Annotated in this window: 25 protein-coding genes and 1 other RNA gene; 13 read left to right on the top strand and 13 right to left on the bottom strand. The window is 67.9% G+C overall.

Going from position 1 to position 16829, the window contains the following annotated elements:
- Positions 1-25 precede the first annotated feature (25 nt).
- Together rplS and trmD are read right to left on the bottom strand one after the other, a co-directional pair.
- The gene (gene rplS / locus HD841_RS12590) at positions 26-418 is read right to left on the bottom strand and encodes a 50S ribosomal protein L19 (RefSeq protein ID WP_037530145.1); all 393 of its coding nucleotides are present in this window, start codon (positions 416-418) and stop codon (positions 26-28) included.
- A gap of 4 nt (positions 419-422) precedes the next feature.
- On the bottom strand, positions 423-1148 hold the full coding sequence (trmD, locus tag HD841_RS12585; RefSeq protein WP_179509212.1) for a tRNA (guanosine(37)-N1)-methyltransferase TrmD: 726 nt from the start codon (positions 1146-1148) through the stop codon (positions 423-425).
- Positions 1149-1263: 115 nt separating this feature from the next.
- Between trmD and HD841_RS12580 the strand changes: the two genes are divergently transcribed.
- The gene (locus HD841_RS12580; protein ID WP_179509211.1) at positions 1264-2169 is read left to right on the top strand and encodes an NAD(P)/FAD-dependent oxidoreductase; all 906 of its coding nucleotides are present in this window, start codon (positions 1264-1266) and stop codon (positions 2167-2169) included.
- A 388-nt stretch (positions 2170-2557) separates the two neighbouring features.
- Here the strand turns inward: HD841_RS12580 and rimM are convergent, their stop codons facing one another.
- From rimM to HD841_RS12555, 5 genes are all read right to left on the bottom strand, one after another.
- Complete coding sequence (gene rimM, locus HD841_RS12575; RefSeq protein WP_257015499.1) at positions 2558-3061, bottom strand: ribosome maturation factor RimM; 504 nt, start codon at positions 3059-3061, stop codon at positions 2558-2560.
- Complete coding sequence (locus HD841_RS12570; RefSeq protein WP_179509210.1) at positions 3024-3170, bottom strand: hypothetical protein; 147 nt, start codon at positions 3168-3170, stop codon at positions 3024-3026. The genes rimM and HD841_RS12570 overlap by 38 nt, the downstream gene beginning before the upstream one ends.
- A 101-nt stretch (positions 3171-3271) precedes the next feature.
- Positions 3272-3697, bottom strand: a complete 426-nt coding sequence (rpsP, locus tag HD841_RS12565) for a 30S ribosomal protein S16 (RefSeq protein WP_179509209.1) — start codon at positions 3695-3697, stop codon at positions 3272-3274.
- Between the two features lie 41 nt (positions 3698-3738).
- The gene (gene ffh, locus HD841_RS12560; protein WP_179509208.1) at positions 3739-5235 is read right to left on the bottom strand and encodes a signal recognition particle protein; all 1497 of its coding nucleotides are present in this window, start codon (positions 5233-5235) and stop codon (positions 3739-3741) included.
- 508 nt (positions 5236-5743) lie between these two features.
- Positions 5744-6319, bottom strand: a complete 576-nt coding sequence (locus tag HD841_RS12555) for a DUF924 family protein (RefSeq protein ID WP_373563012.1) — start codon at positions 6317-6319, stop codon at positions 5744-5746.
- On the opposite strand from HD841_RS12555, the gene mtaB reads away from it, so the two are divergent.
- The 3 genes from mtaB to HD841_RS12540 all read left to right on the top strand — a co-directional run bounded on the left by mtaB (position 6318) and on the right by HD841_RS12540 (position 9377).
- Positions 6318-7634: a tRNA (N(6)-L-threonylcarbamoyladenosine(37)-C(2))-methylthiotransferase MtaB gene (mtaB, locus tag HD841_RS12550; protein ID WP_179509207.1), complete on the top strand. Its 1317-nt coding sequence runs from the start codon at positions 6318-6320 to the stop codon at positions 7632-7634. The two genes, HD841_RS12555 and mtaB, sit on opposite strands and share 2 nt — an antisense overlap.
- Positions 7631-8569 carry a signal recognition particle-docking protein FtsY gene (gene ftsY, locus HD841_RS12545; RefSeq protein ID WP_179509206.1) on the top strand — a complete coding sequence of 313 codons (939 nt, stop codon included), beginning with the start codon at positions 7631-7633 and terminating at the stop codon, positions 8567-8569. Before mtaB ends, ftsY begins: the two co-directional genes overlap by 4 nt.
- A 136-nt stretch (positions 8570-8705) precedes the next feature.
- Positions 8706-9377, top strand: a complete 672-nt coding sequence (locus tag HD841_RS12540) for an inner membrane-spanning protein YciB (RefSeq protein ID WP_257015498.1) — start codon at positions 8706-8708, stop codon at positions 9375-9377.
- A 155-nt stretch (positions 9378-9532) separates the two neighbouring features.
- On the opposite strand, the gene HD841_RS12535 is transcribed toward HD841_RS12540, so the two are convergent.
- Both HD841_RS12535 and pspF read right to left on the bottom strand, forming a co-directional pair.
- A complete protein-coding gene (locus HD841_RS12535; RefSeq protein WP_179509205.1) occupies positions 9533-10138 on the bottom strand; it encodes a superoxide dismutase in 606 nt (201 codons plus the stop codon).
- An 86-nt stretch (positions 10139-10224) separates the two neighbouring features.
- The gene (pspF, locus tag HD841_RS12530) at positions 10225-11289 is read right to left on the bottom strand and encodes a phage shock protein operon transcriptional activator (RefSeq protein ID WP_179509204.1); all 1065 of its coding nucleotides are present in this window, start codon (positions 11287-11289) and stop codon (positions 10225-10227) included.
- Between the two features lie 174 nt (positions 11290-11463).
- On the opposite strand from pspF, the gene HD841_RS12525 reads away from it, so the two are divergent.
- From HD841_RS12525 to HD841_RS12485, 9 genes are all read left to right on the top strand, one after another.
- Positions 11464-11601, top strand: coding sequence for a hypothetical protein (locus tag HD841_RS12525; RefSeq protein WP_179509203.1), 138 nt, complete (start codon positions 11464-11466; stop codon positions 11599-11601).
- A gap of 62 nt (positions 11602-11663) precedes the next feature.
- Positions 11664-12329 (top strand): phage shock protein PspA, encoded by a 666-nt coding sequence (gene pspA / locus HD841_RS12520; RefSeq protein WP_179509202.1) that lies wholly within the window; start codon positions 11664-11666, stop codon positions 12327-12329.
- Position 12330: 1 nt separating this feature from the next.
- Positions 12331-12594 carry an envelope stress response membrane protein PspB gene (gene pspB / locus HD841_RS12515; protein WP_179509201.1) on the top strand — a complete coding sequence of 88 codons (264 nt, stop codon included), beginning with the start codon at positions 12331-12333 and terminating at the stop codon, positions 12592-12594.
- A 1-nt stretch (position 12595) separates the two neighbouring features.
- Positions 12596-12973 carry an envelope stress response membrane protein PspC gene (gene pspC / locus HD841_RS12510; RefSeq protein WP_179509200.1) on the top strand — a complete coding sequence of 126 codons (378 nt, stop codon included), beginning with the start codon at positions 12596-12598 and terminating at the stop codon, positions 12971-12973.
- 45 nt (positions 12974-13018) lie between these two features.
- Positions 13019-13324, top strand: a complete 306-nt coding sequence (locus HD841_RS12505; RefSeq protein WP_373563022.1) for a hypothetical protein — start codon at positions 13019-13021, stop codon at positions 13322-13324.
- A 12-nt stretch (positions 13325-13336) separates the two neighbouring features.
- The gene (locus HD841_RS12500) at positions 13337-13624 is read left to right on the top strand and encodes a hypothetical protein (protein WP_179509199.1); all 288 of its coding nucleotides are present in this window, start codon (positions 13337-13339) and stop codon (positions 13622-13624) included.
- A gap of 18 nt (positions 13625-13642) precedes the next feature.
- Complete coding sequence (locus HD841_RS12495) at positions 13643-13885, top strand: hypothetical protein (protein ID WP_179509198.1); 243 nt, start codon at positions 13643-13645, stop codon at positions 13883-13885.
- A 13-nt stretch (positions 13886-13898) separates the two neighbouring features.
- Positions 13899-14132 carry a hypothetical protein gene (locus HD841_RS12490; RefSeq protein WP_179509197.1) on the top strand — a complete coding sequence of 78 codons (234 nt, stop codon included), beginning with the start codon at positions 13899-13901 and terminating at the stop codon, positions 14130-14132.
- A 204-nt stretch (positions 14133-14336) separates the two neighbouring features.
- Positions 14337-14741 carry a SufE family protein gene (locus tag HD841_RS12485; RefSeq protein ID WP_179509196.1) on the top strand — a complete coding sequence of 135 codons (405 nt, stop codon included), beginning with the start codon at positions 14337-14339 and terminating at the stop codon, positions 14739-14741.
- Positions 14742-14750: 9 nt separating this feature from the next.
- Here HD841_RS12485 and HD841_RS12480 read toward each other — a convergent pair whose 3' ends face one another.
- From HD841_RS12480 to HD841_RS12465, 4 genes are all read right to left on the bottom strand, one after another.
- Positions 14751-15074: a (2Fe-2S) ferredoxin domain-containing protein gene (locus tag HD841_RS12480; RefSeq protein ID WP_179509195.1), complete on the bottom strand. Its 324-nt coding sequence runs from the start codon at positions 15072-15074 to the stop codon at positions 14751-14753.
- A complete protein-coding gene (locus HD841_RS12475) occupies positions 15059-15598 on the bottom strand; it encodes a J domain-containing protein (protein WP_179509194.1) in 540 nt (179 codons plus the stop codon). Before HD841_RS12475 ends, HD841_RS12480 begins: the two co-directional genes overlap by 16 nt.
- 43 nt (positions 15599-15641) lie before the next feature.
- An RNA gene (gene rnpB / locus HD841_RS12470) (RNase P RNA component class A) lies at positions 15642-16024 on the bottom strand.
- A gap of 81 nt (positions 16025-16105) precedes the next feature.
- Positions 16106-16795, bottom strand: coding sequence for an N-acetylmuramoyl-L-alanine amidase (locus tag HD841_RS12465; protein WP_179509193.1), 690 nt, complete (start codon positions 16793-16795; stop codon positions 16106-16108).
- Positions 16796-16829 lie beyond the last annotated feature (34 nt).

The raw sequence follows: 16829 nt of genomic DNA, 5'->3' as shown, positions 1-16829 counted from the left end.
TCTGTCTCTCACGCAACGCGACGGATTACTCCGCGGCGACGGTGCCCTTGGCGGGACGCGTGTCGCGACGCTCGGCGATACGCGCCGACTTGCCGGTGCGGCCACGCAGATAGTAGAGCTTCGCACGACGCACGGCGCCCTTGCGGACGACATCGATCGAGTCGATGTTCGGCGAATACAGCGGGAAGACGCGCTCGACGCCCTCACCGAAGCTGATCTTGCGCACGGTGAACGACGAGCCCATGCCCTTGTTCGAACGCGCGATGCACACGCCTTCGTAATTCTGGACGCGGGTACGCTCGCCTTCGACCACCTTCACGCCGACCTTCAGCGTATCGCCGGGGCGGAATTCGGGGATCGCGCGCTTCGCGGTCAGCTTTTCGATCTGCTCGGCTTCGAGCTGCTGGATCAGATTCATCGCATCAGTCCTTTTCATGCCGCGCGCCAGAGGGAGGTTGGACCCGAGCACCCTCATGGCGCTCCCACAGGTCCGGCCTCCGTAGCCGTGTATCGGTCTCGGCCTTCGACTTGCGCCAGGCCGCGATCCTCGCATGATCCCCCGATCGCAGCACTTCGGGGATCGTGCGCCCTTCCCAATCAAATGGTCGGGTATATTGCGGATATTCGAGCAGCCCCGTTTCGAAGCTCTCGTCCACACCGCTTGAAGCCGCGCCCATTACGCCGGGGAGCAGCCGAATGCAAGCATCGAGCAGCACCAGTGCGCCCATCTCGCCGCCCGACAGGATATAGTCGCCGATCGACACTTCCTCGATCGGGCGCCCTTCGAAGATGCGCTCGTCGAACCCCTCGAACCGGCCGCACAGCACGATCACCCCGGGCCCGGCGGCCAGTTCGCGCACCCGCACCTGCGACAGCGGCCGGCCGCGCGGCGTCATCGCCAGGATCGGACGATCGTCGGCAACGCTGTCGACCGCCGCGGCGAGCACGTCGGCGCGCAGCACCATGCCCGCGCCGCCGCCCGCCGGCGTGTCGTCGACCGAGCGATGCTTGTCGGTGGCGAAGTCGCGGATCTGGACCGGATCGCAGCGCCACCCCCCTTCGCGCAGCGCGCGCCCGGCGAGCGACACGCCGAGCGGGCCGGGAAACATCTCGGGATACAACGTCAGGATCGTCGCGGTAAAGGTCATCGGGTTCCGTTTTCTACGCGTGCCATGCCGACCGCTCCGTACAGACCACGCGGTATATACATGCGCGTCGGGGCGACAAGGGAACCGCAGCGCGTCTGCCGCGTCCGGGGTGGCTATGGACGATTGCATCATCATCGGCGCCGGCCCCGCGGGGCTGACCGCCGCCATCTATCTGGCCCGCTTCCACCTTTCGATCCGGCTGTTCGACAGCGGATCGAGCCGGGCAGCGATGATCCCGTGCACGCACAACCATGCCGGCTATCCCGACGGCATCGCGGGCAAGGATCTGCTCGGCCTGATGCTGGCACAGGCGGAGAAATACGGCGCGCATCGCGAGGAGAAGAAGGTCACCGCCATCGAGCCGGATGGCGAGACGTTCGAGGTGGTCACCGATCACGGGCGCTATAGCGCGCGAACGGTGTTGCTGGCGACCGGGGTGGTCAACCATCGGCCCAACATCCCCCCTGCGGTGCACGATCCCGCGCTGGAGCGGGGGCTGTTCCGCTATTGCCCGATCTGCGACGGCTATGAGGTGACCGACAAACGCGTCGGCGTGATCGGCACCGGCGACCACGGCATGCGCGAGGCGCTGTTCCTGCGCGGCTATACCCGCGACGTGACATTGATCTCCCCCGAGGCCGAGCATCTGCTCGACGATGCCTGTGCCGCCAAGCTCGACGAGGCCGGGATCGCGCGCGTTCAGGGTCCGTGCGGCGGCTGGGCGATCGAAGGCGACCAGCTCGCACTCGACACCGCGCGCGGGCGGATGGCGTTCGACAGCGTCTATCCGGCGCTGGGCTCGCGCATCCGGTCGCGGCTGGCGGTCGCGGCGGGTGCGACGGCGAGCGAGGAAGGCTGTCTCGAGGTGGACGATCACCAGCGTACCAGCGTCCCGGGGCTGTTCGCCGCGGGCGACGTGGTGAAAGGACTGGACCAGATCAGCCATGCGATGGGCGAGGCTGGCGTCGCCGCGACGACGATCCGCAACCTGCTCAGCGAGCGGCAGCCGATCCGGCGCTGAGCTTGGGCGACATGGCAGTTTGATGGAAGCGGTCGCCGCCCGAGCGTTTCCATCCCGGAGCTGATCGTTGTCGGTCGATGACGAGCGATGGGGGGCATCGCGAGGTGTAGGACGGCGCAGACGGCGTAACCCTCTCTGGAAGCATCACCGTCGCATATGGCTGCGGCGCTGAGGCTCGACCGGCTCCCACGAAAGCGCCGTCACCCCGGACGTGTTCAGGGGTCCACCGGGCTGCAGGCGCGCGCTCACGCTTCAAGCCACTCTCCTCGCCGCGGAGTGGACCCCGGAACACGTCCGGGGTGACGGATATGATGAGGAACCCGCGCGCGCCTCACCGGCGCAATCGGCGTGGCCGCGGCTCAGCGCGAAGGACGGAGACCGTCACGCCTCACTCGACGAAGTCGGCGTTCACCACCAGCCGGTCGGCATCCCATTCGGGCACCGCATCGGCGTTCATCGGCACCATGAAGCGCTTGCCGTCCGGTCGCTCGATTTCCAGCACGTCGCCGGCCCCGAAATTCTCGATCAGCACGACATGGCCGAGCGCGCTGCCGTCGGTCGATACGGCGGGCAGGTTCAGCAGATCGGCGTGATAATATTCGCCCTCCGCCAGCGGCGGCAGCGCAGAGCGCGGCACGGTCAGTTCGGTGCCGCGCAGCGCCTCGGCCGCGTTGCGATCCGCCACTTCCGCGAAACGCACGATCAGGCCATTGTTGCCCGCCTGCGCCGACTTCAGCGTCAGCGCACCGCCGTTGAAGCTTTTGTAGCTGCCGAAATCCTCGGCGAAGACCTTGAGGCGCACCTGGCCGTTGACGCCATGTGCGCCGATCACCACGGCGAGCGTGACGCTGGGCTCAGCCCGGCGATCCGCCGTCTCCTGCTGGGGCATCATCGTCTCCCTCCGCGGGGTCGGTCGCCGACACGCCCTGATTGGTGGCGTCGTCGGTCGCAGCGTCGTCGATCGTATCGGCGTCGGTGCGGGGATCGGGTTCGATGGCCATGATGCGTCAACTCCTTCGGAATGAAGGGCATCAACGCACCATGGCCGATCGGGATGCTGTATCCGCCGAAACTCGCAAAAGAACGAGCTTCGGACAGAGACTTACGCCTCGGCGGTCTCGGCGTCGGCGGCCGGAGCCTCCTCGTCGGCGGCCGGGGCGGCGGCAGCGGCCGCTGCGGCCTCTTCCTGCGCCTTCAGCTTCTCGGCACGCTCCTCGGCGCGCTCGGTCGCCTTCTCGCCCGGCTTGCCCTTGTTCGGGTTCGAGCGGGCGGCGCGCTCACGGACGCCGGCGACGTCGAGGAAGCGGGCAACGCGGTCGGTCGGCTGCGCGCCGTTCGACAGCCAGTATTTCGCGCGCTCGGCGTCGAGCACGATGCGGTTCTCGGCGTCCTTGGCGAGCAGCGGGTTGTAGTTGCCGATCTTCTCGATGAACTTGCCATCGCGGGGCGAACGCGCGTCGGCGACGACGATGCGGTAATAGGGACGCTTCTTGGAGCCACCGCGCGACAGGCGAATGCTGAGTGCCATTGTAGATATTCCTTCGTTCTAAGTCGTTTGACGTTGATCTGTTATTTCTTCTTGAGAAGATGTTCGAAACCGGGGGGCAGTTTGGGCATGCCGTCCTGACCGCCGCCGAGGCCGGGGAGCCCCTTGGGCAGGCCGCCGCCGGCCTTATCCATCATGTCGCCGAGGCCGGCGCCGCCGAGGGCATTGCCGAGGCCGCCCATGCCGCCCTTGCCGAGCATCGCCATCATGCCCTTGAGCCCGCCCATCTTCTTGATCTTCTTCATGGCGGTGGACATTTCCTGGTGCATCTTCAGGAGCTTGTTCACCTCCTGCACCGTCGTGCCCGATCCCTTGGCGATGCGGATCTTGCGCTTGGCGTTGATCAGCTCGGGCTTGGCGCGCTCCTTGACGGTCATCGACCCGATCATCGCATCCATGTGGATGAGCATCTTGTCGCCGCCCGCGGTGGCCAGCGCGCCCTGCGCCTTCTTCATCCCCGGCATCATGCCGGCGAGCGCGCCGAGCCCGCCCATGCGGCGCATCTGCTGGAGCTGGCCGCGCAGGTCGTTCATGTCGAACTGACCCTTGGCGAGCCGCGCGGTCATCCGCTCGGCGTCTTCCTGCTGGATCGATTCGGCAGCGCGCTCGACGAGGCTGACGACGTCGCCCATGCCGAGGATGCGGCCGGCGACGCGGCTGGGGTGGAAGGCTTCGAGCGCGTCGAGCTTTTCCCCGGTGCCGGCAAATTTGATCGGCTTGCCGGTGACCGCGCGCATCGACAGCGCCGCACCGCCACGCGCGTCGCCGTCCATCCGGGTCAGCACGACGCCGGTCAGCGGCACCTGTTCGGAGAAGTTCTGCGCGACGTTGACCGCGTCCTGACCGGTCAGCGAGTCGACGACGAGCAGGATTTCCTGTGGCGTGGCGATCTCCGCCACCGCCTTCATCTCGTCCATCAGCGCCTGGTCGACGTGGAGACGACCGGCGGTGTCGAGCATCAGGACGTCATAGCCCTGCAGCTTGGCGGCCTGGAGCGCGCGGCGGGCGATATCGACCGGCTGCTGGCCGGCGATGATCGGCAGCGTCGCCACCTCGATCTGCGTGCCGAGCGTCGCGAGCTGCTCCTGCGCATTGGGGCGATTGACGTCGAGCGACGCCATCAGCACCTTCTTGCGGTCGCGCGCGACCAAGCGCTTGGCGATCTTGGCGGTGGTCGTCGTCTTGCCCGAGCCCTGCAGGCCGACCATCATCACGACCGCGGGCGGCGTGACCGCCAGTTCGAGTTCCGACGCATCGGCGCCGAGCATCTCGACCAGCGCGTCGTTGACGATCTTGACGACCTGCTGCCCCGGCGTGACCGAGCGCAGCACGTTCTGGCCGACCGCCTGTTCGGTGACCTTGTCGACGAAGCTGCGCGCCACCGGCAGCGCGACGTCGGCCTCGAGCAGCGCGACGCGCACTTCGCGCATCGCGGTCCGCACATCGGCCTCGGTCAGCGCGCCACGGCCACGCAGGCGGTCGAATACCCCGCCTAGCCGGTCGCTCAGACTGTCGAACATCGCCTCGAAATCCTCATCAAGCCACGCAACGCAAAAGACGCCGGCGGGCGAAACCTCGCCGGCCAGCGTGCACCCGTAGGCGCTTCATCGATCGCATTCCGTGGAGGAACGTGCGGCGCCTTTAGGCGAAATCGCGACAGGGCGCAAGGTTGGTGGTTTTTGAGGGCAGGTGGCGGTGCGAGGATGCTGGGCGCCCTGCCCCACGGTGGTCCCGGCGGACGCGAGGACGCATGGTCACGAAGGTGGCGGCGGGTTGCGCGCTAGGTCGTGGCGCGGCAGGTCGATCGCAAAAAACGTTTGTTTCAGCCGGCCGCCTTCCCACCCCACCCCGTCACCCCGGACTTGTTCCGGGGTCCACTCTGCGGCGAGGAGAAAGGCTCGATTCGACACCGTTCCCTCGCGGCCCAGTGGACCCCGGAACGAGTCCGGGGTGACGGATCTGGCGAGGAGAGCGATCGAGCCTCATCATCGCAGTCACCTGCGCTAGCCCCGGAGACGACCTCGCGCGTCACCAACCCGCGTCGGGCTGCGCGAGATACGCGCGTTCCGCCTCGGTCGATTCGCGGCCCAGCGCGGCGTTGCGGCTGGGAAAGCGGCCGTAGCGCGCGATCACGTCGCGATGGTCGCGCGCGAAGGCGAGGTTCTCCGCAATCCCGAGCGCCTCGAACTTCGCCACCGATAGATCCTGCATCGCGAGGTCCTCGGCGTGCATCAGCGGCATGTAGAGGAACACGCGCCGCTCTGGCGGATAATGATCCTCCCATCCCCGCGCGATCGCCATCCGCGTCAGTTCGAGCGCGAGGCCGTCCGCCGCGAACGCCTCAGCCGAGCCACGGTGCAGGTTGCGCGAGAACTGATCGAGCAGGATGATCGCGGCGAGCAGGCTGTCGGGATCGTCGCGCCAGCCCTCCGCCCGCGCGCGCAGCACGCCGTCGCGCATCGCGCCGAACCGATCCGCGATCGTCCGGTCGAGCGCATCGTCCTTGGCGAATTGCTGCTCGCCGGTCAGCCCGAACCAGAAGTCGAGCACCGCCGCCGCCATGTCATGGACTTGACCGCCGTCGTTGACTAAATCGCCCGCCATGTCTGCTCCTGCGCCAGAGGTGATCTCCCTCGGCTGCCGCCTCAACATCGCCGAGAGCGAAACGATCCGGACGCTCATCGCCGGGCGGGACACCGTGGTCGTCAACTCCTGCGCGGTGACCAATGCCGCGGTCAAGGCGACGCGGGTCGCGATCCGCCGCGCCCGCCGCGCGCGGCCCGGCGCCGAGCTGGTCGTCACCGGCTGCGCGGCGCAGCTCGATCCCGCCGGCTTCGCGGCGATGCCCGAGGTCGACCGAGTGATCGGCAATGGCGAGAAGCTGCTGCGCGCGGCGTGGGACAGCCTCGCGCCGGTCGTGGTCGGCGATATCATGCAGTTGCGCGAGACCGCGCCGCATCTCGCCGCGAGCTTCACCGGCCATGCCCGCGCCTTCGTCGAGGTGCAGAACGGCTGCGACCATCGCTGCACCTTCTGCGCGATCCCGTTCGGACGCGGCCCGAGCCGCTCGGTGCCGGCGGGCGCGCTGGTCGTGCGGATCGCCGGGCTGGTCGACGCCGGCCATGCCGAGGTGGTGCTGACCGGGGTCGACCTGACCAGTTACGGCCACGACCTGCCCGGCGCGCCGACGCTGGGGATGCTGGTCGAGCGCATCCTGCGCCACGTGCCGGCGCTGGAACGGCTGCGGCTGTCGTCGCTCGACTCGATCGAGATCGACGAACGCCTGTTCGAGCTGGTCACCGGCGAGGCGCGGGTGATGCCGCACCTCCATCTCTCCTTCCAGGCGGGCAACGACTTCATCCTCAAGCGGATGAAGCGGCGGCACAGTCGCGCGCAGGCGGTGGCGACGGTGGCGCGGCTGAAGGCGGCGCGGCCGGATATCGCGATCGGCGCCGACCTGATCGCCGGCTTCCCGACCGAGGACGAGGCGATGTTCGCCGAGACGCTGGCGCTGATCGACGATGCCGATATCGTCCATGGCCATATCTTCCCCTATTCGCCGCGCGCCGGCACGCCGGCGGCGCGGATGCCGCAGGTCGACGCGGCCGCGATCAAGGCGCGCGCCGAGCGGTTGCGCGACGCGGCGGCGCGGCGCAGGGCCGCGTGGCTGGCGGCGCAGGTCGGGTCGGTGCAGCAGGTGCTGCTCGAACGCCCCGGCGACCGCGGCCATGCGGCAAATTTCGCTGAGGTGCGCCTCATGCCCGCCCCCGTCCGGGCTGAGTCTGCCGAAGCCCCGCTCTCCCCAAGCGCGGCGCTTGCGGATAGCCGCCCTTCGACAGGCTCAGGGCTAACGGGACAGATCGTAACGTTACGCATCACCGACGCGACCGACACCCACCTTCTAGGTACGATGATATGAGCACCACACCGACATGGCACGAGCGGCTGCTCGGCGGCTTCAAGAAGACCTCCGACCGGCTGGTCGGCAATCTGGCGGGCCTCGGCGGCGCGCGGCTCGACGATGCGACGCTCGATGAGATCGAGGAGGCGCTGATCGCCTCCGACCTCGGCCCCGATACCGCGGGCAAGATCCGCACCCGCCTCGCCGAGGGGACGTTCGAGCGCAACATGGAGGAGCTCGGCATCCGCCTGGTCGTCGCCGAGGAGGTCGAAAAGGCGCTGGAGCGTGTCGCCAAGCCGCTGGAGATCGAGGCGTTCCCGCGGCCGCAGGTGATCCTGGTGATCGGCGTCAACGGATCGGGCAAGACGACGACGATCGCCAAGCTCGCGCATCTGCTGATGGAGCAGGATTATGGTGTGATGCTCGCCGCGGGCGACACGTTCCGCGCCGCGGCGATCGGGCAGCTGCGCACCTGGGCCGACCGCGTCGGCGTGCCGATCGTCACCGGACCGGAGGGCGGCGATGCCGCGGGCGTCGTCTGGGATGCGGTCAAGAAGGCGACCGAGACGGGCATCGACGTGCTGATCGTCGATACCGCAGGGCGCTTGCAGAACAAGCGCGAGCTGATGGACGAACTCGCCAAGATCCGCCGCGTGCTCGGGCGGATCAATCCGGCGAGCCCGCATGACGTCGTGCTGGTGCTCGACGCGACGACGGGACAGAATGCGCTCAGCCAGATCGAGGTGTTCAAGGAGGTCGCCGGGGTGACGGGCCTCGTCATGACCAAGCTCGACGGCACCGCGCGCGGCGGCGTGCTGGTCGCGGCGGCGGAGAAATACGGGCTGCCGATCCACGCGATCGGTGTCGGCGAAGGGATGACCGATCTCAGGCCGTTCGACGCCAACGAGGTGGCGCGGATCATCGCCGGGGTCGATCAGGGGGTGCGCAAGTGACCGCGATCCCATCCCTCCGTCACCCCGGACCTGTTCCGGGGTCCACCGTTCCGCAAATCGAACGGGCCGCGAGGCGCGCGGATGAGTGGACCCCGGAACACGTCCGGGGTGACGAAACCCGTGGGGAGACGGCGGCATGACCCGACAGCAATCCCCCGGCCTTCGCATGGGCGTCGAATACGGCCCGCTACTCGTCTTCTTCGCGGTCAATTTCCTGTTCCCCGCCAGCCTTGCGATGCAGATCGTCGCGGCGGGGACCGGCTTCCTCTCCGACCTCGACCGCGCCGGGGCACTGGTGATCGCCAAGGTGATCGTCGCGACCACCGCCTTCGTCATCGCCACTGTGATCGCGATGGTGGTGTCGAAGACGAAGCTCGGCACGATCTCGCCGATGCTGTGGATCTCGGGCGGGTTCGTCGTGCTGTTCGGCGGCCTGACCGTCTGGTTCCACGACCCCAAGTTCATCCAGATGAAGCCGACCTTCGTCTACGCGATGTTCGCCGCGGTGCTGGCCTTCGGCCTGCTCACCGGGCGGCCGTTGCTCCAGGGGCTGCTCGGCACCGCCTATCCGGGGCTGAATGCCGCGGGGTGGCGCAAGCTGACGCGCAATTGGGCGCTGTTCTTCGTCGGCATGGCCGCGCTCAACGAGGCGGTGTGGCGCAACACCAACTGGGATTTCTGGGTCGGGTTCAAATTGTGGGGGGCGATCCCGCTCACCCTGCTGTTCGCCTTCGCCAATATTCCGATGCTGCTGCGGCATGGCCTTAACACGGGCGACGACCCGCAGGCGGGCATCCCGCCGGAGTGAAATTCCTCCCCCGCCAGGGGGAGGTGGCGCGCCCGCAGGGCGTGACGGAGGGGGAGGATACGGCGAGGTCACCGTGTGCGGAAACGCCCCCTCCACCACCCGGCTGCGCCGGGCGGTCCCCCTCCCCCACTGAAGCGAGGGAGGAGTTAAGATGGTTACGCCGCGTCGAAGCGCTTGCCGGCTTCGTCCCAGTTCACCACGTCCCACCACGCCTTGAGATAGCCCGGCCGGTCGTTCTTGTAGGTGAGGTAATAAGCGTGTTCCCACACGTCGTTGCCGAGGATGGGCGTGCCCTTGTCCTTGGCATCGTCCATCAGCGGATTGTCCTGGTTGGGCGTCGAGGTGACCTTGAGCGCGCCGCTCGAATCCTTGATCACCCAGGCCCAGCCCGAACCGAACTGGCCCGCACCCTTGGTGTTGAAGTCCTCCTTGAGCTTGTCGAGCCCGCCATAGGCGTCGATCGCGTCCTTGAGCGCGCCCGACGGCTGCGTCGAACCCTTGGGGCCCATGATCTTCCAGAAGAAGTCGTGGTTCCAATAGCCACCGCCATTGTTGCGGACGAGCGGCGGCAGCGACGAGATGCGGCCGAGGATGTCCTCGATCGACAGCCCTTCCAGGCTGGGATCGGCGGCGACGCCCTCGTTGAGCTTGGCGGTATAGGCTGCGTGATGCTTGTCGTGGTGGAAGGTCATCGTTTCCTTGGAGATGACCGGTTCCAGCGCGTCATAGTCGTACGGCAGCGGCGGCAGTTCGAATGCCATGGGCAAGGCTCCTCTTGGATAGGGACGATGTCGTCCCCGCGTTAACGCAAAAGCCGGCCTAACGCTCCCGCCCCGTTACGCAAGCGTCACGAACCGGTCGCGTTGATCAACTCGTGTCGTCGCAGCGCATGGCGTAGCTGGTCATAACTGAGGCCGAGCGCCTCGGCAGTGGCGCGCTGGTTGAAGCGATGCTCGGCGAGCGCGCGGGCGAGCAGGTCGCGCTCGAACTGCGCGACGCGCGACTTGAAGTCGGAGGGGCCGGCATCGCAGGCGGCGACGGGGCTGTCCTCGGGCTCGTGCGGCTTGGCCGCGTCCGCGGGCGGCGGCGAATCGGCGGCCGGCGCCCGGCTCGGGCCGCCGCCGGGGCCGCCCTGCGGCCGGAACGGCGAGGCGAAGGGATCGATCTCGATCGCATCGACCGGACCGTCGCTTTCCCAGCGATAGACCGCGCGCTCGACGACGTTGCGCAATTCGCGCACATTGCCCGGCCAGCGATGATTGTGGAGCTGGTCGAGCGCGCGCGGGCCGAAACCCGGCCAGCGGTCCCAGCCGATCTCCGACGCCATCCGCCGCCCGAAATGATCCGCGAGCACCGCGATATCGCCCGAGCGCGCGCGCAGCGGCGGTAGCGTGACGACCTCGAACGAGAGGCGGTCGAGCAGGTCGGCGCGGAATTCATGGCGGTCGACCTTGTCGGGCAGATGCTCGTTGGTCGCGGCGACGATGCGCACGTCGACGCGCAGCGGCCGTGACGCGCCGATCCGCGTGATCTCGCCATATTCGACCGCGCGCAGCAGCCGGTCCTGCGCGGCCATCGACAGCGTGCCGAGCTCGTCGAGGAACAGCGTGCCGCGATGCGCCTCCTCGAACCGGCCGGCGCGCGCCTTGGTCGCGCCGGTGAAGGCGCCCGCCTCGTGACCGAACAATTCCGCCTCGATCAGCGTCTCCGGCAGCGCCGCGCAGTTCATGATCACCAACGGCTGGTCCCAGCGCGGCGACAGGCGGTGAAGCCGCTCGGCGACCAGTTCCTTGCCGGTGCCGCGCTCGCCGATCACCAGCACGGGACGGTCGAGCGCCGCCGCGCGGCTGGCACGTTCCAGCGCATCCAGAAAGGCCCCCGACTGGCCAATGACTTGCGACGTGCGTTCCATCGCCAACATCTGGCGGAAAACGCCAACGTTACGCAAGCGTTCATCCGTGTGCTACATCCCTATGACACCAGAAAAGCGCGCATTTCTGCCGTTTCCGCAATTGGCACGACCCCTGCAATGCTGCTGGCATCCCGCCAACGAGCGGAACCAAGGTTCAGAAATCAGGAGGTTTCCATGTTCAATTCCGAGATCGGTCGCAAGCTCGCCGCCGTCGTCTGCACTGTCCTGTTCAGCGCCGCGTGCGTCGCTGGTGCGGTCGGTCCGGCGACCGGCGGGGGCGAGACCGTGACGACCGCACGCCTGACGGCGTAAAGCGGTCGCAAACCGGGCGGCGCCCTCGTCCACCCGGCCCGTTTTCAGGAGCATTGATACCGATGGGCATTTTTTCCCGCACCCGCGACATCGTCGCCGCCAACTTCGCCGACCTGCTCGAAAAGGCGGAAGATCCGGCGAAGATGATCCGGATGATCATCCTCGAGATGGAGGAGACGTTGGTCGAGGTCCGCGCCTCGGCGGCGCGCACGATCGCCGACCAGAAGGAGATGCGGCGCCATATCAGCAAGCTGGAACAGCTGCAGGAGAGCTGGACCGAGAAGGCCGAACTGGCGCTGAGCAAGGACCGCGAGGATCTCGCCAAGGCGGCGCTGGTCGAGAAGCAGAAGGCCGCCGACATGGCCGAGCAGCTCAAGATCGAGGTCAAGGTGCTCGACGATGCGCTGCGCGCGTCGGAGGAGGATATCGCCAAGCTGCAGAAGAAGCTGACCGAGGCACGCACGAAACAGTCGAACGTGCAGACCCGGCTGGAGAGCGCCAACAACCGCTATCGCCTGCGCGAGATGTATTCGGGTCCGAAGACCAACGAGGCGTTCAGCCGCTTCGACATTCTCGAACGCCGCGTCGACGATGCCGAGGGCCGCGCCGAGGCGATGGGCCTGGGCGCACCGAAGAGCCTCGAGGAGGAGATCGCCGAGCTGCGCCAGAGCGACAAGGTCGACGCCGAACTCGCCGCGCTGAAGGCGCGCATGAAGAAGGAGGATTGAGATGGAAGACGTCATCCCCTTTTTCGCGATCACGATCCTCTTCATCGGCCTGCCGTGGCTGGTCTTCCACTATATCACCAAGTGGAAGCAGGCGCCGAAGATCACGCAGGAAGACGAGAAGCTGCTCGACGAGATGTTCAATCTCGCCCGCCGCCTCGAAGATCGCCTCAATACGGTCGAGCGGATCGTCGCCGCCGACAATCCCGACTTCAAGCCGAGCCTGAGCGCGCAACAGCCCACCTACCAGATCGACCGGAGGAACTGAGATGTCGAGCCGCACCAAATTCTACCTCGATCCGCAGGATGCCAAGTGGAAGGGCGTGTGCGCGGGGATCGCGGATTATACCGGGGTCGACGTGCTCTGGGTTCGTCTCGGGGTCGCGGGGATGACGATCATCGCCCAACAATGGTGGATCGTGATCGCCTATATGATCATCGCCTGGGTGGCGGACAACAAGCCGACCGGCCTGTACGACACGCCAGAGGATGCCAAATTCTGGCAGGGGGTGCGCTCCAATCCGACGCGCTCGACCACCGAAGTGCGCAGCAAGTTCCGCGACATCGACCGCCGGCTCGCCGACATCGAACTGCACTACACCAGCCGCAACAGCCGGCTGGCCGAGGAAATCGACAGCCTGCGCTGAGCAACGACTCGCGCGACGGCAGGTTCAGGGAGAATCACGATGGACATGGGTTGGATGGTGCCGGTGGGTATCGTCGGAGCGATCAGTGCGCGCCACGCCTTCACCACCTGGGTCAAGGCCAAACATGGCTACCCGATCGAGGACGACAGTCGCCGCAGCCGGCGCCGGCGCGGCACGAGCGGCGCCGAGGACATCGAGGCGGAGCGCAAGATCATGCTGCTCAGCAACGAGAACGACAAGCTGACCGGCCAGGTCAGCCGGCTGGAGGAACGGATCGCCGTCCTCGAACGCATCGCCACCGATCCCGCCGAGCGCACCGCCCGCGAGATCGAGGCGCTTCGCGACCGCTAGGAGGAACGCGCGATGAACGGGTTTACGATCTTCATGCTCGCCGTCGTTGTCATCGGCCTGCCGGTGACGCTGGGTATTGGCAGCGAGATGTTCAAACGCTGGCTGCGGCACAAGGAGACGCTGGCCGCAGCGCTCAACGCGCAGACCGCGGAGAAGGCGGCGCAATATGCCGCGCAGACCGAGCGGCTGGAGGAGCGGGTCCGCGTCCTCGAACGCATCGTCACCGATCGCGGCGCCGATCTGGCGCGGGAGATCGACAGCCTGCGCGACACCCGGCCCGGCCGGCTGCCGATCAACTGATCCCGAAAGGACGGATCGATGAACCCGCAGGAAATGGTCGTCATCATCGTGGCGCTGGCGATCCTCGGCGGCGTGCTGCGCGCCCGCATCGCCGCCGCCCGCCGCCACGACGTGCCGCTGCCGGCGCGTGACGATACCGAGCGCCTCGCCAGCGAGGTGCAGCAACTCAAGGAGCGCATCCAGGTGCTGGAGCGCGTCATCACCGACACCCGCAGCAGCGTCGATCTCGACCGCGAGATCGAACGGCTGCGCGACCGCTGAACGGAGGCCGATCATGACCGATCCCAACGTCTATCTCACCCTCTCGCTGGTGGCCCTGGCCGGGCTGGCGATGCTGGTCAGCGCCTGCCTGTCCGGCTGGCGCGGCTGGCTGGCGCTGAAGCAGCAACAGCTTGCTGCGCATCATGCGATCCCGGCGGGACCGTCCGCCGGCTCGCGCATCGAGATCGCCGACCTGAAGGAGCGGATCCGCAAGCTCGAGGCGATCGCGGCGGGGGTGGATCTCTGAGCCCCCCTGATACCCACCCGCTTCGTCATCCCGGCGAAAGCCGGGACCCATGGACAAGACGAACCCGGCGGTAGCCTGCACCATCAGCCGCCCGCGACCATGGGTCCCGGCGTTCGCCGGGATGACGAACGGGAGAAGAAGCCGGACCAACCGGCACCGCCGGCAACGGTTGCCCCCTCTCCTCCCCGGCTGTACCGCCACGGCATGACCAGCATCGCCGACATCCGCGACGAATACGACTTCCTCGATCCCGACGATCGCTATCGCCTGCTGATCGATCTCGGCCGCGCGCTGGAGCCGATGCCCGAGGCGCTGAAGACCGAGGCGACGCTGGTGCGCGGCTGTTCGGCGTCGGTCTGGGTCTATCCGACGCGGCGCGAGGACGGCACGCTCCACTTCCTCGCCGACAGCAACGCGGCGATCACCAAGGGGATCATCGCGCTGGTGCTGCTCACCGTGCAGGACCGCGCACCGGCGGCGATCACCGCGGCGGATATCGAGGGCGAGCTGGCGCCGTTCGACCTCAAGAACCAGCTCAGCTCCAACCGGACGCAGGGCATCCCCAACATGATCGCGCTGATCCGCGAGACCGCCGCGCGCTACGCCTGATCGCCGCCGTCAGCGGGCGGCGGCCGGCCCCACCGCCAGCCGCGCCGCGAGTTCGGCGACGTCGGCGTCCCGCGGCACCACCAGCCACGTTCCCGGCGCGCGGCCGTCGATCACCGCCACCGCGCGGCCCGGACACAGGCCGAGGCAGCGCGTCTCGACCACGCCGAGCGCCGCCTTGCGACCCTTCCCCACGCCCAGGATCTTGCGCAGCAGCTTGGCGAGCGGCGTGCGCCCCTTCTTGCCGAACCCGCCGTCGAGCTTCTTCGAACATTTGCCGCAGACCAGGATCGCGCCCTGCCAGGCGCTGGGGATCTGCTTCAGCGGGGGCGCCACTCGCGCCGCTCCTCCGCCGACCGCAGCACCTCATAGGCCGCCTGTACCGTCTGGAAGCGCACCGCGGCATGGCTGTCGCCGGGGCGCACGTCGGGGTGGTTCTCCTTGGCGAGCTTGCGCCACGCGGTCTTCACCGCGTCGAAATCGGCGTCCGTCTCCAGCCCCAGCGCCTCGAGCGCGCGCATCTCGTCGCGCGAGCGGGTGCCGTCGCCCGAACCGCCCCAGGCATAATGACCCGAATTGGCATAGCCCGAGGCGGTACGCGTCTCCGACGCCTCGCGCTGCGCCGCCTCCTCGGCGGACAGGCCCTCGAAATAATTCCAGCCGCGATTGTATTCGGCGGCGTGGGTCGCGCAGAAATACCAGCGGTCCGGGCTGTTGGGCGATTTCGGCGCCGGGCAGTCGCCCGGTTCGTCGCAGCCATGCCGGTCGCAGATCCGCACCGTCGTCGTCTCGCGGCCCGAGCCATAGCCGCGCCAGCGCGGGAACCCCCAATCGTTCGAACGAGATGTGCTGCGCGCCATCGGAACCACATAAGCCCTGCGCCGCCCGGTGCAACGGGGGCATGATGTCAGAGGGTCTGTAAGCCGGGTTCTGTCCACCCCCTTGCGGAGGATAGGCGACCATTCCTCTAGGACGACGCTCGCGCGCCGCCTCCAGCAACCAACCCGGGCGACGGGCTGAAACGAAGCCCCGGAGCCTGAAGCCCCTTGCCGCCCCTATTCGGTCTTGCTCCCGGTGGGGTTTGCCGTGCCGCCCCTGTTACCAGGCGCGCGGTGCGCTCTTACCGCACCCTTTCACCGTGGCGTGGCCGAAGCCGGCGCCGTCTGCTCTCTGTGGCACTTTCCCTGGGGTCGCCCCCGCCGGGCGTTACCCGGCACCGTCGTTTCGCGGAGCCCGGACTTTCCTCGCGCACCCAAATGGATGCCCGCGGCCGCCCGACCCTCTGACGCCGGTCGCCCTAGCGCGTGACGGCGCGCGAGGGAAGCGGTGCCGGTCCGCACGCCGCTCCGCCGCGGCGGTCAGCGCGATCAGTCGTCGCCCTGCGGCTTGGGCAGCAGGAGCGCGAGCAGGATCATCCGGCATTCGGCATCGATCTCGCCGTCGATCAGCTCGGGGCGGTAGCGACGCTGGAACGCCATGATCGCCGCCATCGGATCGGCGACGTCATAGCCGAAGCGTTCGAGCGCGAGCAGGAAGCCGCCCTGCGGCCACATCGGGTCCATCAGGTTGCGCGTCGGCCGCGGCAGCGCGAGGCGCAGCCGGGCGAGCCGCGACCAGGGGAACAGCTCGCCCGGATCGCGCTTGCGCGCCGGGGCGATGTCGGAATGGCCGACGATATTGCCCCGGGTGATGGCGTGGCGCTCCTTGATCGCGGCGACCAGCGGGATCAGCGCGTCGATCTGTTCCTCGGTGAAGGGGCGATAGCCCCATTCGTGGCCGGGATTGACGATCTCGATACCGACGCTCGCCGAATTGACGTCGGTGATGCCGCGCCAGTGCGAACGGCCGGCGTGCCAGGCACGCATCTCTTCGGGCACCAGGCGGCAGACGGTGCCGTCCTCCTCCACCAGATAATGCGCCGACACCTTCGCCTCCGGGTCGCGCAGGCGCGCCAGCGCCGACGGCCCGTCCTGCATGCCGGTATAATGCAGCACGATCATACTGATCGGCAGCGACCGCTCGTCGAAGTTCGGCGAGGGCGTGTCGAGGATGGTCATCGCGACAGCCTAGCGGAGGCCACGCCGTTGCGTA

This window comes from Sphingomonas melonis (assembly GCF_013409985.1).
Taxonomy (GTDB): Bacteria; Pseudomonadota; Alphaproteobacteria; order Sphingomonadales; family Sphingomonadaceae; genus Sphingomonas; species Sphingomonas melonis_A.
The sequence above is the reverse complement of the archived record's forward strand: the minus strand, read 5'-3'. Positions and strand labels throughout refer to the sequence as shown.

Excerpts from the sequence above, each read along its gene's own strand:
- rplS (WP_037530145.1), bottom strand. The coding sequence starts at position 418 with ATGAATCTGATCCAGCAGCTCGAAGCCGAGCAGATCGAAAAGCTGACC.
- trmD (WP_179509212.1), bottom strand. The coding sequence starts at position 1,148 with ATGACCTTTACCGCGACGATCCTGACGTTGTATCCCGAGATGTTTCCC.
- HD841_RS12580 (WP_179509211.1), top strand. The coding sequence starts at position 1,264 with ATGGACGATTGCATCATCATCGGCGCCGGCCCCGCGGGGCTGACCGCC.
- rimM (WP_257015499.1), bottom strand. The coding sequence starts at position 3,061 with ATGATGCCCCAGCAGGAGACGGCGGATCGCCGGGCTGAGCCCAGCGTC.
- HD841_RS12570 (WP_179509210.1), bottom strand. The coding sequence starts at position 3,170 with ATGGCCATCGAACCCGATCCCCGCACCGACGCCGATACGATCGACGAC.
- rpsP (WP_179509209.1), bottom strand. The coding sequence starts at position 3,697 with ATGGCACTCAGCATTCGCCTGTCGCGCGGTGGCTCCAAGAAGCGTCCC.
- ffh (WP_179509208.1), bottom strand. The coding sequence starts at position 5,235 with ATGTTCGACAGTCTGAGCGACCGGCTAGGCGGGGTATTCGACCGCCTG.
- mtaB (WP_179509207.1), top strand. The coding sequence starts at position 6,318 with ATGTCTGCTCCTGCGCCAGAGGTGATCTCCCTCGGCTGCCGCCTCAAC.
- HD841_RS12555 (WP_373563012.1), bottom strand. The coding sequence starts at position 6,319 with ATGGCGGGCGATTTAGTCAACGACGGCGGTCAAGTCCATGACATGGCG.
- ftsY (WP_179509206.1), top strand. The coding sequence starts at position 7,631 with ATGAGCACCACACCGACATGGCACGAGCGGCTGCTCGGCGGCTTCAAG.
- HD841_RS12540 (WP_257015498.1), top strand. The coding sequence starts at position 8,706 with ATGACCCGACAGCAATCCCCCGGCCTTCGCATGGGCGTCGAATACGGC.
- HD841_RS12535 (WP_179509205.1), bottom strand. The coding sequence starts at position 10,138 with ATGGCATTCGAACTGCCGCCGCTGCCGTACGACTATGACGCGCTGGAA.
- pspF (WP_179509204.1), bottom strand. The coding sequence starts at position 11,289 with ATGGAACGCACGTCGCAAGTCATTGGCCAGTCGGGGGCCTTTCTGGAT.
- HD841_RS12525 (WP_179509203.1), top strand. The coding sequence starts at position 11,464 with ATGTTCAATTCCGAGATCGGTCGCAAGCTCGCCGCCGTCGTCTGCACT.
- pspA (WP_179509202.1), top strand. The coding sequence starts at position 11,664 with ATGGGCATTTTTTCCCGCACCCGCGACATCGTCGCCGCCAACTTCGCC.
- pspB (WP_179509201.1), top strand. The coding sequence starts at position 12,331 with ATGGAAGACGTCATCCCCTTTTTCGCGATCACGATCCTCTTCATCGGC.
- pspC (WP_179509200.1), top strand. The coding sequence starts at position 12,596 with ATGTCGAGCCGCACCAAATTCTACCTCGATCCGCAGGATGCCAAGTGG.
- HD841_RS12505 (WP_373563022.1), top strand. The coding sequence starts at position 13,019 with ATGGGTTGGATGGTGCCGGTGGGTATCGTCGGAGCGATCAGTGCGCGC.
- HD841_RS12500 (WP_179509199.1), top strand. The coding sequence starts at position 13,337 with ATGAACGGGTTTACGATCTTCATGCTCGCCGTCGTTGTCATCGGCCTG.
- HD841_RS12495 (WP_179509198.1), top strand. The coding sequence starts at position 13,643 with ATGAACCCGCAGGAAATGGTCGTCATCATCGTGGCGCTGGCGATCCTC.
- HD841_RS12490 (WP_179509197.1), top strand. The coding sequence starts at position 13,899 with ATGACCGATCCCAACGTCTATCTCACCCTCTCGCTGGTGGCCCTGGCC.
- HD841_RS12485 (WP_179509196.1), top strand. The coding sequence starts at position 14,337 with ATGACCAGCATCGCCGACATCCGCGACGAATACGACTTCCTCGATCCC.
- HD841_RS12475 (WP_179509194.1), bottom strand. The coding sequence starts at position 15,598 with ATGGCGCGCAGCACATCTCGTTCGAACGATTGGGGGTTCCCGCGCTGG.
- HD841_RS12465 (WP_179509193.1), bottom strand. The coding sequence starts at position 16,795 with ATGACCATCCTCGACACGCCCTCGCCGAACTTCGACGAGCGGTCGCTG.